This window comes from Colwellia polaris (genome assembly GCF_002104515.1).
Lineage (GTDB): Bacteria > Pseudomonadota > Gammaproteobacteria > Enterobacterales > Alteromonadaceae > Cognaticolwellia > Cognaticolwellia polaris.
On record NZ_NBOE01000001.1, the window covers coordinates 72,743 to 86,257 of the forward strand.

Sequence of the window (13,515 nt, forward strand, 5' to 3'; positions counted from 1 at the left end):
TAAAATTAGCGGAACAGCCCTCTTTTAATAATGAAATTAACATAGATCAAGGAAGTTAGATGAAATTAAGCTTTATCGGTTTTTATATAGGTTTAGTGGCTTTGTCGACTGTGCATCAACTTCATGCGCAAAGTGTTGATACGCAAGCCGTGAGTGATAGCAGCAAAGTTGAACGTATTGAGTTGTCTATCAAAAAAGCGATGGCAGCTTTTCAAGTGCCAGGGGTTGCTGTAGCCATTATTAAAGATAATGAAGTGGTGTTAAGTAAAGGCTTTGGCGTACTTAAGCATGATGGCAGTGAAAAGGTAAATGCTGATACCTTATTCGGTATAGCGTCAAACACCAAAGCGATGACCGCGGCGTTGTTGGCTGGTTTAGTCGACGAAGGCAAACTGACCTGGCAAACAAAAGTTATTGATATTATTCCAGAGTTTCAATTACCTAATGCTTACGTTACGCGCGAGTTTACAATTATCGATTTACTGTCACATAACAGTGGCTTAGGTTTAGGTGCAGGCGACTTAATGATTTGGCCTGAAACAACACTGACTAATCAAGATATTATTAAAGGTTTAAAATATTTACCGCAAGTGTCTAGTTTTCGAAGTGAGTTTGCTTACGATAACTTAATGTATGTTATTGCTGGAGAAATCATAAAAAAGCTTACTGGACAGCCTTGGCAAGAGGTAATTCAAAAACGTATTTTTGATCCCTTAGGAATGAAAAATACCCGGGCTAAATTCTCTCTCATTGCCAAAAACAATAAAAATGTTGCCCGAGCTCATGTGCCATTAAACGACGAGTTACAAGTTGTTGGTGGTAACTTTCTAGAAAAATTCTCCTCTGCCGGCTCTGTCGCATCAAGCGTTAATGACATGTCGTTATGGCTTAAAGCGCAACTTAATAACGGACAATACGGTGTTGACGGCGATAAAGTGTTAAGACTTTTTAGTAAAGAGCAAAGCCAAGCAATGTGGCAAGCACGCACATTATTACCTGTATCAGAACAGGCAACTGAGCAAGATAAAACCCATTTTTATGCTTACGCCTTAGGCTGGTTTGTTAAAGACTATCACGGTGTAAAAGTAGTGCGCCATACAGGTGGGATTTTAGGTATGGTGTCAAAAGTAGTGATGGTGCCAGAAGAGAACTTAGCGATGGTTATTTTAACTAATCAACAATCAGGCTTTGCTTTTAATGCGTTATCTCAACAAATTTTAACTGAATATTTAGAACTGCCTGAAAAAGATTGGGTTGAGCATTATGCGCAATTACAACAAGAAAAAAATATCAACAAAAATGAAGAGTTAGAGAAAGTTGCGGCTAATATTAAAAAACACTCATCTCCATCACTGCCATTGACTAATTATGCTCAAAGCTATGAAGATAATTGGTATGGTGAAGTTTCAATTAGCTTATTAAATAATGATTTAAAAATGCAGTTTGCTAACACACCCGCACTGCATGGTACGTTAGTGCATTATCAGCATAATACTTTTATTGTGCGCTGGGACGATCGAACTTTAGAAGCTGATGCTTATGTAAATTTTAATTTAAATCCAGATGGCACTATTAAATATGTCACCATGAAGGCAGTTTCAATGGCAACAGACTTTAGTTTTGATTTTCATGATTTAAAGTTAAAGCCTAAGCTATAAGGTCTTGAATTTAAATTATTAATTTGGAATAAAAAGTAGGGTCAGATACACATTAAAGCTTTAATGTGTATCTGACCCTACTTTTATTTTTTAATTGGCGTTGTTTTGATTTTGATAAAGTCGGTATACCACTTGGCCGGCTACTTTTTCTTTCAGCAGTTGCCAATGGCTTGGCATAACTTGAGTATTGTTGTCGGTTTCCATTTCTACATAAATTAAGGCGTCATCTGTTAAGCTTTTTTCATTTAACAATTGTGCGGTTTGTTGCGCTAAATTTTTTCTAAATGGCGGGTCAATAAATACTAATGAAAAACGTTGTTGATTATTTTGTAAAAAATCTAAGGCATTTTGTTGAATAACTTGAGTCTTATCTGCTTTAAGTAATGCTTTATTGGCTTTTAATTGCTGCACAGCAAGTTTATTCAACTCAATTAAAGTTACCGTGCTGGCGCCACGAGACATGGCTTCAAAACCTAAACTTCCAGAGCCTGCAAAACAATCTAAACAATGTGCGTCTTGAATATAGGGCATTAACCAATTAAAAACGGTTTCTTTAACTCGGTCAGTGGTTGGGCGTAAACCATCGGCCATTAATACCGGTAATTTTCGACCACGAAATTGCCCTGCAATAATGCGAATTTGCCCTTTAGTGGCATTTTTATCATTTTGTTTTTTGACTTTGCTCATAACTTAAACAGCTTTTGTTTTTTGTCGGCAGGTTAGGTGATACTATATTGGCAATTTTATCCTTGTTTACTTGCGAATACCAATTTGATCTCAAGAATTATTCTCGTTATAAAGAATTCTAGTCAAATGATTTTAGTAGTAAACTTATACATCCAACTTATATTGTAAATACATTTATGTCGAAGAAAAAAGGTATGTTTTCCTGGTTAGGTCTGGGTAAGAAAGCACAAGAAGATGAAACTCCTGCCGTTGAGGAAGTTGTTAAACAATCCGCAGAGGTTGTTGAGCAAGCTACTGATACAAAAGAGGATTTAACGGAAGCCTCTATTGTTGAAGAAGAGCCAGTTGCTGTATTTAGCCCACCGCCAGTAGCAGAAGTTGTTGCAATTGATGGGGCTATTATTGAAGAATTTCATGCAGAGCCAGAGCCAGAGCCAGAGCCAGAGCCAGAGCCAGAGCCAGAGCCAGAGCCAGAGCCAGAGCCAGAGCCAGAGCCAGAGCCAGAGCCAGAGCCAGAGCCAGAGCCAGAGCCAGAGCCAGAGCCCAAAGTTGGCTTTTTTGCTCGTTTAAAGCAAGGTTTAAGCAAAACCCGCCAGAACTTAGGTGGTGGAATTTTTAGCTTATTCAGTGGTAAAAAAATTGATGAAGAGTTATTTGAAGAGCTCGAAACCCATTTATTACTTGCCGATGTTGGTGTAGAAACCACAACTAAAATTATCAACTCATTAACTGAGTCAGCGTCTCGTCGTGATTTAAAAGATGCTGAAGCTTTATATGAGTTATTAAAAATCGAGCTGAAAAAAATCATTGAGCCAGTGACAAAACCACTGGTAATTGAGTCAACTAACGGGCCTTATGTTATTTTAATGGTTGGCGTTAATGGTGTCGGTAAAACCACTACTATTGGTAAACTGGCTAAACAGTTTCAAGCCGAAGGCAAGTCGGTTATGTTAGCTGCTGGCGATACCTTTCGCGCAGCGGCTGTTGAACAGCTGCAAGTGTGGGGCGAACGAAACGATATACCTGTGGTTGCTCAACATACCGGTGCAGATAGTGCCTCGGTTATATTCGATGCTATCAGTGCAGCTAAAGCACGAGGTGTTGATGTATTAATTGCGGATACTGCCGGACGATTACAAAATAAAAGTCATTTAATGGAAGAGCTTAAAAAAGTTGTTCGCGTAATGAAAAAACTCGATGTGCAAGCACCACATGAGGTAATGTTAACCCTAGATGCAGGCACAGGACAAAACGCGTTAAGTCAAACTAAGCTTTTTAACGAAGCTGTTGGTTTAACAGGTTTAACCTTAACCAAGCTTGATGGTACTGCAAAAGGTGGCGTTGTGTTCGCTGTTGCTGATAAACATGCTATTCCAATCAGGTATTTAGGGGTCGGTGAAGGCATTGACGACTTACGACCATTTGATGGCAGTGACTTTATTGACGCCTTATTTACTCAAGAAAATCAGGAAAGATAACATCTAATATGATCCGATTTAATGACGTTAGCAAAACCTACCCTGGGGGATTTTTAGCTCTGAAAAAAGTGAGCTTTACTATTGCTCCGGGCGAAATGGCGTTTTTAACCGGTCATTCTGGCGCAGGTAAGAGTACCTTACTTAAGCTAATGAGTATCATGGAAAAACCCAGTGCCGGTAGTATTGAAATTAACGGCACTGAATTATCAACGATTAAATATTCACAAATCCCTTATGTTCGACGTGGTATTGGTATGATTTTCCAAAACCATAATTTATTAGCTGATCGCACCGTATTTGAAAACGTCGCATTACCGCTGATTATTGAAGGTTACAGTCAGAAAGAAACGCGTAAGCGGGTTGAGGCAGCATTAGACAAGGTGCATCTAACCAGTAAATTGAAGTGTTTCCCAAATATGTTGTCGGGCGGAGAGCAACAACGTGTTGGTATTGCACGAGCCATTGTAAATAAACCGCCTATTTTATTAGCGGATGAGCCAACAGGTAATTTAGACCCTAAATTGTCGTTAGATATTATTCGATTGTTTGAAGAATTTAACGATATGGGGGTGAGTGTACTTATTGCGACTCATGATTTAGGGCTAATTGCTCGCATGAGATATAGAACACTGACCTTAAAGCAAGGGCATATGATCACCGATGGTATTGTTGATGGTTTACAAGCGGTAGGTGAACATAATGGCAGCTAACGACACCCGCCACCATGGCCAACATTTAAATTGGACAGCTCGCTTTACTGAAAGGGTTTTGAGACATTTACAACAAGCCATAGGTAGCTTAGGTGATTTGTGGCGAACGCCTTTTACATCGGTAATGACGGTGCTTGTTTTAGGTATTAGCTTAACACTGCCAGCAACTTTACACTTATTTGTAAAAAATACTCAAACGGTTACTCAGCAATGGGATTCAGCCTCTGAAATCACGTTATTTTTAAAGCTATCGACTACGGATAAAGCCGCACAAAACCTTGTTCAACGCATTCAGCTTTATCCAGAAGTTGCTCATGTTGTTTATATTTCTGCTGAACAGGCGCTAACAGAATTTAAAGTCAACTCTGGCTTTGGCCAAGCATTGGAGTATTTAGATGATAATCCCTTACCTGCTACGCTGTTAGTAACACCAACACAACGATTTAGCCAAGCACAAGCCGCCCAAGAGTTATTGCTTAAATTAGAGCAAGAACGTGGTGTTGACCAAGGTAAGCTCGATTTAGAATGGTTAACGCGTTTACAAGCCATGGCAGCACTTATTGAAGACGTTGTGCTTGGTATTGCTTTATTATTATGTTTGTCAGTGGTGTTGATTATAGGAAATACCATTCGCTTGGCGATACTCAATCAAAAAGATGCCATTGCTGTGATGAAGTTGGTTGGCGCTACAGACAGCTTTATTCAACGGCCATTTTTATATGCAGGCGTATGGTACGGCATATTAGGTGGCTTTGTTGCCAGCATTTGCGTTGCTATTTTAGCTAGTTACCTTTCAGGGGCAATGCGTGAATTAACCGATCTTTATCAAAGCCAATTTGTTTTGACCGGTTTATCGTTTAATGAAATGTTATTTTTACAGTCAACAGCAATAGGCCTAGGCTTATTAGGTAGTTTTATTTCTGTCCGACAACATATACGAGCAATTGAGCCAACGGCTGACTAACAATTAATCTTAGCGTAAATTTCTATAGGTTATAGCGCAACATTTAACATACCATCAGCCCAAAGAGTCGCGGCTTCGTGTGCCTTGAGACAGTCATCGTGTGTTAACGAAAGTCGCTTAATGAGTTGATCATTTTCATTCCAATTACCAACTTCGATAGCTTTAGCTAAATCTAAGAAGTCTGACAAATAGTTATCCTGATTTACTAATGCTTGTTTTATCTCTTGATGAATAGGTAGTATTTCTACAATAGTTTCAATTTTATTATCTAATACCCCATCAATTAACGATAATATTCCAGTCAAAAATGCTTTTGGTGGGTTAGCATGATGCTTTCTTAATAAAGACACATGCTCACAAAATTTCGCACGTACTAATGATAAACGTATAATTTCAGTTGGTTTGCTGTCATTTAGATCGGTTAACGCGAGTAATGCAATAAACTTTTTCAACTCTATATCGCCTAAGTAAATTAACGCATGCTTTAATGACGTTATTTCTTGGCTTCGACCATAAAAAGGATTGTTAATAAAGCGTAGTAACTTATAACTTAAACCAGGATCTGAGCTGAATATATTGCTCATTTCTTCAAAGTTTAATTTTTCATCACTTGCGTAACCCATTAGCGTTAAAATATTTTGCTTAGCGGTGGTGATTTTTCTTTGTTTTAGTAATTCAGGTTTGGCAAAAAAATATCCTTGAAATAAAGTAAATCCGAGTAATTTAAATTGCTCAAATTGCTCAATAGTTTCAACTTTTTCAGCAAGCAAAGTAATGTTAGTTGTATCGATTGAGCGAACAAAGTTACTTATTTCAGCAAGTGAATAGTCGTATACATCGATCTTAATTATTTTTATATAGGGTAGAAATCGTTGCCATCTTGGATCAAAGTCATGATCATCTAAGGCTAAAGTATAACCTTTAGCAGATAATAATTTACAGGTTGTAAATAATTCATCTGACGGTTCCACATCTTCAAGAATTTCGATGACAACTTTCTTAGGATCTAAAAAGCTAGGGAAGTTAGCGATTAACGCTTTCGTATGAAAGTTTATATAAGCAGGTAAGTTTTGTGTAATATTTTCAACACCTAAAGCTAGGTGGTTATTACTTAAAAGGTTAGATGTGGCTTGGTCTGAATCAATATCGGGGAAACAATTATTTTCACCACTTCGAAACAGTAACTCGTATGCTACAACCTTTTTATTTACATTTAAAATGGGTTGTCGGGCAATAAATGAAAACATGACACCTCTTAATTCCGTTTCAGGTAGCGATTTTGATGATTGTTCTAAAAGTTATATCTTTAGTATAGATATTTTTCAATATGAATAATATATTTGATTGATTTTATTATGCTTGAAAAGTCACGCTCTTTCATTTATCTACATGTAATTTAATAATATTTTTATAATGATGACAAAGTTTAACAGTTTGTTGACAAAAAAATTGAAAGAGACTGTTGTTTAGCACTGTCTTCTAAGCTAATGTTGGCTTATTAAAATCGTGATAATCGGTCATCCCCCCTTATTTACATTACCATTGAAACTATATTTTGAGGTAATTTAGATAAATATGTTATAATCGCGAGCTAGAATTAGAAAGAGGAGTTATTAAATGAGTGAATCAATGCAATCAATGGCGTTAACTGTTCCGCAAAGTGGCAGCATTGAAGCATACGTGCAATCTTCGTATAGCATTCCAATGCTTAGTGCTGAAAAAGAGCATGAGTTAGCAACTCGTTTATATTCTGAAAATGATTTAAAAGCGGCACAAGAATTAATTATGTCGCATCTTCGTTTTGTTATTCATGTTGCTAAAGGCTATGCCGGTTATGGTTTACCACAAGCTGATTTAATTCAGGAAGGTAATATCGGGCTTATGAAAGCTGTTAAACGTTTTAACCCAGAAGTTGGGGTTCGCTTAGTATCGTTTGCAGTTCACTGGATTAAAGCTGAAATTCATGAGTTTGTTTTAAAAAATTGGCGCATAGTTAAAGTTGCTACAACTAAAGCTCAACGAAAGTTGTTTTTCAATTTACGTAAAAATAAAAAACGTTTAGGTTGGTTTAGTCATGAAGAAGTCAGTAATGTTGCCGAAACGCTAGGTGTTACAACTAAAGATGTTTTGGAAATGGAATCTCGTATGAGTAACCAAGACCAAGCTTTTGAGTTATCAACTGACGATGATGATAGCGCTAGTGCAAGCACATACTCCCCTGCGCAATATTTAGAAGACAAACAATCTGATCTTGCTACAGAAGTAGAAGATTCGAATTGGGAGCAGCATGCTAATAAAAGGCTGAGTAACGCTTTAGTTAGTCTTGACGACCGCAGCCAAGATATCATTCGTACTCGTTGGTTGCTTGATGATAAGTCAACTTTACAAGAGTTAGCGAATAAATATGAAATATCTGCTGAGCGTGTTCGCCAATTAGAGAAAAATGCACTAGCAAAATTAAAAGGCGCTATGGCTACTTAATCTCAATGATATTTACTTAAACCGGCTTTTGCCGGTTTTTTTATATTTAAAATAATTCAAAAAGTATGGCAAGCCGACAGTTTCAACTAACACGCAGAGAGTATTCTAGGGGGATTAGTTGGCCCCGAAAGGTTATTTTTTGGTTTTTTTTGGTTGTTTGATAATAACAATATCATCAGTTTTGCATAAGCTTTAAAAAATTATTACCCTAAAGCAGATTCAAACGTGTTGTCATAGTCTTGTATTACTTGGGCTAGCGCTTAAGTGATTTAAGGTTGCGCTGTTAATGTTTTGACTTGTGTCAGTCAGTTCATGGGTTATGAGATAAGTGACATTGAATAAATTGCGCTTAGGTCTAGCTTATCAAATTTATTTTGTTAGACTAACCGTATAAAAATAATACTAATAATAAAATGGAATTTCCAAATGGAATTGCCGACGACGGAAACTACACTAGCGGTACGTCAACTTCCTAGGTTAAAGCGGTTACTTAATAAATATCGTCAAAATAAAACTATGCAATCAGCTTTATTGCAACTGTCTGAGTTGGCCAGTGCTGTAACTGATATGGATGCGTTTTATAATGCGCTTGAATCCGTAATTAAAACCCTATTAGTGACTGATAGTTTTCATATTGCTCTTTTGAACTCTTCTAATGAATTAAAGTTAACTCATTGCCATAACCCATTAGAAAAAGGCTTGTGCGAGCAAGTTGATTTAACCCATTGGCAAAAAAGTCTTTCAGGCTTAGTGGTGATGCGTCAACAGAAATTACATTGCTCTGCGAATAAACGAAGAGTATTAGCAAATGCTGATGAAATAATTTTATATGACTCTGAGTTTAAAGACTGGTTAGGTGTACCGCTCAAAAGAAATCAGCAAGTTATTGGTGTTATAGCCTTACAAAGTTATGATGAAGCATTAAGCTTTTCAGCAAAAGATTGCCAAATTTTAGAAGGTATTGCCGAACATTTAGTCACGGCAATCGATCGGGTTCGTAGCCGAGAATTGCTAGAGTCGAGCATTGAGCAACGCACATTAGTGTTAACGCAAACTAACCAGCAGTTACAGCGTGAAATTGCTGAGAGACAGCAAGCGGTTAAAACACATCAAGTCTTGCTGAATATTTCTGAACTAACCGCTAAATCTTATGCTATAGATGAATTTTATCAAGCGTTGCATCTTGAAATTAGTAAATTATTGCCAGCAAAAAATTTTTATATTGCATTATTATCTGATGATAAAAGCCAATTAGCGTTTCCCTATTATTGCAATGAACAATCCAAACAACCGAAAACACGCACACTGAGTGATGGTCTTTCAGAGATCACTATAAGAGCGAGAAAACCCATACTGTTGAGAGACAGAATCGTTTATACGTTAGCGGAGCAAGGTGAAGTAACCCAATCTGCATTTACTCAACCTTATCCTGAAGATAAACTGCCTCAGGCGTTTTTAGCTGCACCATTATGTGACCAAGGTGAAGTTTTTGGGGTTATTGCCATTCAACATTATCAAGATAAAAGTGCCTATCAGAGTAAAGATCTTGAGCTTCTTCGTTTTGTTAGTCACCATATCTCGATAGAAATTTTACGAAAAAAAGTTCAGCAACAAGCGCTACAAAGTCATGAAGCTCTTGAGAAAATGATAAATAAACGAACTGAAGAGCTACAAGCGACTAATTTAAATTTACGCATGCAAATCGAAGAAAGACGCAAAGCTGAAGCACGTTTATACCATGAGGCGCATCACGATGGCCTAACCGAGCTGCCTAATCGAGCGATGTTTTCAGATCGATTAACCTATGCCATTCGTCACCTAAAACGTCACCCTCATCATAGATTTGCGGTTTTATTTATCGATTTAGATCGATTTAAAATGATTAATGACACCTTAGGCCATCATGCAGGTGATCAATTCCTAATTGAAATTGCCCGTAGATTACAAGATTGTGTTCGCGATAATGACATTTTGGCGAGGTTAGGCGGCGATGAATTTGTCGTGCTGCTTGATTCGTTGCAGTCTCCTGATGATATGGAAGAAATTGCTACACGTATAATTACTTCCATTGCACAACCTTTTGAATTAGAAGGTCATACGTTATATTCAAATGCTAGCATAGGGATTGCTCAAAGTCGTATTAGCTATAAAGATGCTGATGAAATATTACGAGATGCCGATGCGGCAATGTATCAGGCTAAAAGTTTAGGCCGCGGTCGTTATGTTTTCTTTGATGATAGTATGCGAGAAAAAATTATTGCGAGTATGACGCTTGAGCAAGAGCTTAGGCAGGCAATAAAAAGTAAACAGTTTGAGCTACATTATCAAAAAATATCAGACTTAACGTCCACTAAAATTTTGGGTTTTGAAGTGCTTTTACGTTGGAAGCATCCGACTAAAGGCTTATTAACACCTAGCGAGTTTCTTTTTATGGCAGAAGAAACGGGTATGATTTTAGAAATAGAAACCTGGGTTATTGAAGAAGTTTGCATACAATTAAAAATGTGGAAAAAATCTAAAGAATATGAAAATGCTTATGTTGGGATTAACCTATCAGGACGGCATTTAATTCAAGCAAATCAATTAACAAAACTTATGGGACTCATCAGCCATAATACTATCGAGCCAGAACGACTTATTTTAGAGTTTAACGAGTCTGCGTTTGCTCGTCATACCGAATTAGCGCTTAAGGGGCTACGAAAACTGAAAGAATTTGGTGTAAAGTTAGCTTTAGATGATTATGGTGCAGGCTTGTCTTCGTTTAATTTTTTACATAACTACCCTTTTGAGTTTATTAAGCTTGACCGTAGCTTTATTCGAACGATAAACCAAAGTGATAAAAACCTTTCATTAGTAAAAGCATTACATGAACTAGGCACTAAATTTGGTTATCGCTTAGTTGCTGAAGGCATTGAGTCGGAAGTGATGTTAAAGAAATTACAAAATGTTGGTTGCGAATTTGGTCAGGGATATCATATCAGCCGACCTGGAAAAATAGAAAAAGATATCGTTCAAAGTAATGTCGTTGCTATGCATCGAGCATAGTAACGGGTATAGCAGCGGGTAATATCCAAACTTTAGCCTTTATGAAAAAAACCTTCTATACGCAATGCAATGCCAGGAGTTGTTCTATAGTTTTTTTCCTCTGGAAACTCCAAAAAAGGTTCGATTTCAAAAAATAACCAATCTCGAAGTGCATTAAAGCGATATCGATAACCTAAAGTATAGTTATCAACGAAAAACCCTCTAGCGCCATTTCGTTCACCTTCTACTTGTAAGCTGATTACTGATGCTGTGGTATCGTTAATTTGATGTAATTTATAAAAGCCGTGCTTCCACCTAATGCCACTAAACTCTGCTGAGCCTCGAATACTATAATTAATACGAAATTGAGATTTTTTACTGATTTGGTAGTCATATTCCAATAAAAGCTTTGTCCCTAGGCCTTCGTCGAGAAAATAATAAACTGATGGTTCAACTAGAAAACTTTGTGTAGGGCTCAAGTTGAGTCGGCGTTTATGTCTTGCTCTAACAAATATGTCGCCTCCTGAAATACCTACTCGATAGTTCATTAAACGATCTTCTTTTTTTTCTTGAGTGTAGTTTAATGCTAAAGAAAATTTTTCTTCTTCAATGCTAGATTTCGTGTTTGCTGACTCTAAAGGCAAGTTATTGAGCTCATCATCAGCTTCATCTGATAACACTAGGCTAACTCTGTCTTGTAAATGCGGCAATTTAACACGTACGCGAAAACGTGTTTTTACCTCGCTCCAGTCACGACTTTTGGGTAGCCAAGCAAAGCGAATTTTTGCGGTTGTAGTAGGGCTTTGTTGTTCTTCACTATCATTTGCGATAAAAAAACTATCAAACCATTGTGCAGATTGATAAACGGTATCTGAAACCGTTTCATGCAATCCTTGCATCCAGTGATCATCTTTTTGTTCAACCTGTGCTTTTTCTTCTTCTGTAGTGAAAGCTAATGCTGAATTTGCAAATGCAAAGTAAAAAAATACGAAGCATATCTGCCAATAACATGGTTTTTTACAATTCATTCTTATCAAATTTTGTTTTACCTCGTCATTTAGCATATCAGTTGGTGATTTTATTTCTATAAACTTTATAATGAATTCAATTAAATTATAGGAGTTTTTTATGGGCGGTATAAGTATTTGGCAATTATTAATTATTGCAGTGATTGTTGTGTTGTTATTTGGCACTAAAAAATTACGTAATTTAGGCACTGATTTAGGTTCAGCTATTAAGGGTTTTAAAGGCGCAGTATCAGATGAACCGGCTAAAAAAGAGCAATCGTCAGAAACTGACTCTGCTCAAGGTGATAGTTTAGGTGATAGCACAGCAAGCAAGCATAGCGTTGATGAAAAAGAGAAAGATAAAGTCTAATGTTTGATATCGGCTTTTGGGAATTATTATTAATCGCTATTATTGGCTTAGTTGTACTTGGTCCTGAGCGATTACCCGTTGCAATTCGAACTGTACGTGGTTGGATCGCGAGTATTCGAGGCTTTAGTGAGGGCGTTAAAAACGAACTTACGGAAGAACTTCGCATTCAAGAGTTGCATGCCAACCTAAAAAAAGCTGAACAAGCAGGCATGAAAGATTTGTCGCCAGAGTTAGAGGCTTCAGTTAAGTCTCTAAAAGAAGCGGCAGAAATGGTTAATAACCCCTATCAGACAGCTGAACAGTCAATAAAGTCTAATGATGAAATTGAAAAGCTAAATGATAATAAAGATGAAAAGCAGGTTAAATGAGTTCAGCTGCTAAACAAAACTATACGTTATTCGATCACTTGTTAGAGCTGAGAACACGGCTATTACATGCTGTATTGGGTGTTCTTGTGGTGTTTTGTGCGTTAATATATTTCGCTCAAGATATTTACCAATATGTTGCTCAACCACTTTTGGCAGTAATGCCAGAAGGCACGCAGATGATCGCAACTGATGTAGCATCACCTTTTTTTACGCCTTTTAAACTGACAATAGTTTTATCAATATTTATTACTATGCCTTACATTTTATATCAAATTTGGTCTTTTATTGCGCCTGGTTTATATAAAAATGAAAAGCGTTTAATTGCGCCTTTAATGGTTGGTAGTACATTATTGTTTTATGGTGGAATTGCATTTGCTTACTACATTGTATTTCCAGTAGCTTTTACATTTTTTTCATCAGTCGCTCCTGATGGCGTAACTATAGCAACTGATATTAGTAGTTATTTAGATTTTGTCTTAAAACTTTTTTTTGCTTTTGGGGCCGCATTTGAAATCCCAATTGCTATCATTCTTTTATGTTGGACTGGTGTAACAACGCCTGACAGTTTACGCACTAAACGCCCTTATATTGTTGTAGGTGCATTTATTATTGGTATGCTACTTACGCCACCAGATATTATTTCTCAAACAATGCTGGCAGTGCCAATGCTGTTGCTATTCGAGTTAGGCATTATTATCGCTTCGCTTTATTATAAAGAAGAAGAAGACACGACGGATGAAAAATAATGCCTCAAAGTTCGACTAAGAT

General features: G+C 37.0%; 12 protein-coding genes. 9 read left to right on the plus strand and 3 right to left on the minus strand.

The features are described from left to right. Window positions 1-59: 59 nt before the first annotated feature. Window positions 60-1,658, plus strand: a complete 1,599-nt coding sequence (locus tag B6A32_RS00330) for a serine hydrolase (protein WP_085300779.1) — start codon at window positions 60-62, stop codon at window positions 1,656-1,658. 90 nt (window positions 1,659-1,748) lie between these two features. Here B6A32_RS00330 and rsmD read toward each other — a convergent pair whose 3' ends face one another. Further along, window positions 1,749-2,345, minus strand: a complete 597-nt coding sequence (gene rsmD / locus B6A32_RS00335; protein ID WP_085300780.1) for a 16S rRNA (guanine(966)-N(2))-methyltransferase RsmD — start codon at window positions 2,343-2,345, stop codon at window positions 1,749-1,751. A gap of 176 nt (window positions 2,346-2,521) precedes the next feature. Between rsmD and ftsY the strand changes: the two genes are divergently transcribed. The 3 genes from ftsY to ftsX are packed head-to-tail and all read left to right on the plus strand — an operon-like array spanning window position 2,522 to window position 5,497. Further along, window positions 2,522-3,823: a signal recognition particle-docking protein FtsY gene (ftsY, locus tag B6A32_RS00340; protein ID WP_085300781.1), complete on the plus strand. Its 1,302-nt coding sequence runs from the start codon at window positions 2,522-2,524 to the stop codon at window positions 3,821-3,823. An 8-nt stretch (window positions 3,824-3,831) separates the two neighbouring features. After that, on the plus strand, window positions 3,832-4,533 hold the full coding sequence (gene ftsE, locus B6A32_RS00345; protein ID WP_085300782.1) for a cell division ATP-binding protein FtsE: 702 nt from the start codon (window positions 3,832-3,834) through the stop codon (window positions 4,531-4,533). Then, window positions 4,523-5,497, plus strand: coding sequence for a permease-like cell division protein FtsX (gene ftsX / locus B6A32_RS00350; protein WP_085300783.1), 975 nt, complete (start codon window positions 4,523-4,525; stop codon window positions 5,495-5,497). Before ftsE ends, ftsX begins: the two co-directional genes overlap by 11 nt. A gap of 29 nt (window positions 5,498-5,526) precedes the next feature. On the opposite strand, the gene B6A32_RS00355 is transcribed toward ftsX, so the two are convergent. Further along, the gene (locus B6A32_RS00355) at window positions 5,527-6,744 is read right to left on the minus strand and encodes an EAL and HDOD domain-containing protein (protein WP_085300784.1); all 1,218 of its coding nucleotides are present in this window, start codon (window positions 6,742-6,744) and stop codon (window positions 5,527-5,529) included. 370 nt (window positions 6,745-7,114) lie between these two features. On the opposite strand from B6A32_RS00355, the gene rpoH reads away from it, so the two are divergent. Together rpoH and B6A32_RS00365 are read left to right on the plus strand one after the other, a co-directional pair. Next, complete coding sequence (rpoH, locus tag B6A32_RS00360) at window positions 7,115-7,978, plus strand: RNA polymerase sigma factor RpoH (protein ID WP_085300785.1); 864 nt, start codon at window positions 7,115-7,117, stop codon at window positions 7,976-7,978. Window positions 7,979-8,404: 426 nt separating this feature from the next. Continuing rightward, window positions 8,405-11,023 carry an EAL domain-containing protein gene (locus B6A32_RS00365; RefSeq protein WP_085300786.1) on the plus strand — a complete coding sequence of 873 codons (2,619 nt, stop codon included), beginning with the start codon at window positions 8,405-8,407 and terminating at the stop codon, window positions 11,021-11,023. 32 nt (window positions 11,024-11,055) lie between these two features. Here the strand turns inward: B6A32_RS00365 and B6A32_RS00370 are convergent, their stop codons facing one another. Then, window positions 11,056-12,030 carry a hypothetical protein gene (locus B6A32_RS00370; protein WP_085300787.1) on the minus strand — a complete coding sequence of 325 codons (975 nt, stop codon included), beginning with the start codon at window positions 12,028-12,030 and terminating at the stop codon, window positions 11,056-11,058. 100 nt (window positions 12,031-12,130) lie between these two features. On the opposite strand from B6A32_RS00370, the gene tatA reads away from it, so the two are divergent. The 3 genes from tatA to tatC are packed head-to-tail and all read left to right on the plus strand — an operon-like array spanning window position 12,131 to window position 13,493. Continuing rightward, window positions 12,131-12,379, plus strand: coding sequence for a Sec-independent protein translocase subunit TatA (gene tatA / locus B6A32_RS00375; protein ID WP_085300788.1), 249 nt, complete (start codon window positions 12,131-12,133; stop codon window positions 12,377-12,379). Continuing rightward, a complete protein-coding gene (gene tatB, locus B6A32_RS00380; protein ID WP_085300789.1) occupies window positions 12,379-12,747 on the plus strand; it encodes a Sec-independent protein translocase protein TatB in 369 nt (122 codons plus the stop codon). The genes tatA and tatB overlap by 1 nt, the downstream gene beginning before the upstream one ends. Continuing rightward, the gene (gene tatC, locus B6A32_RS00385; RefSeq protein WP_085300790.1) at window positions 12,744-13,493 is read left to right on the plus strand and encodes a twin-arginine translocase subunit TatC; all 750 of its coding nucleotides are present in this window, start codon (window positions 12,744-12,746) and stop codon (window positions 13,491-13,493) included. Before tatB ends, tatC begins: the two co-directional genes overlap by 4 nt. Window positions 13,494-13,515: the final 22 nt, after the last annotated feature.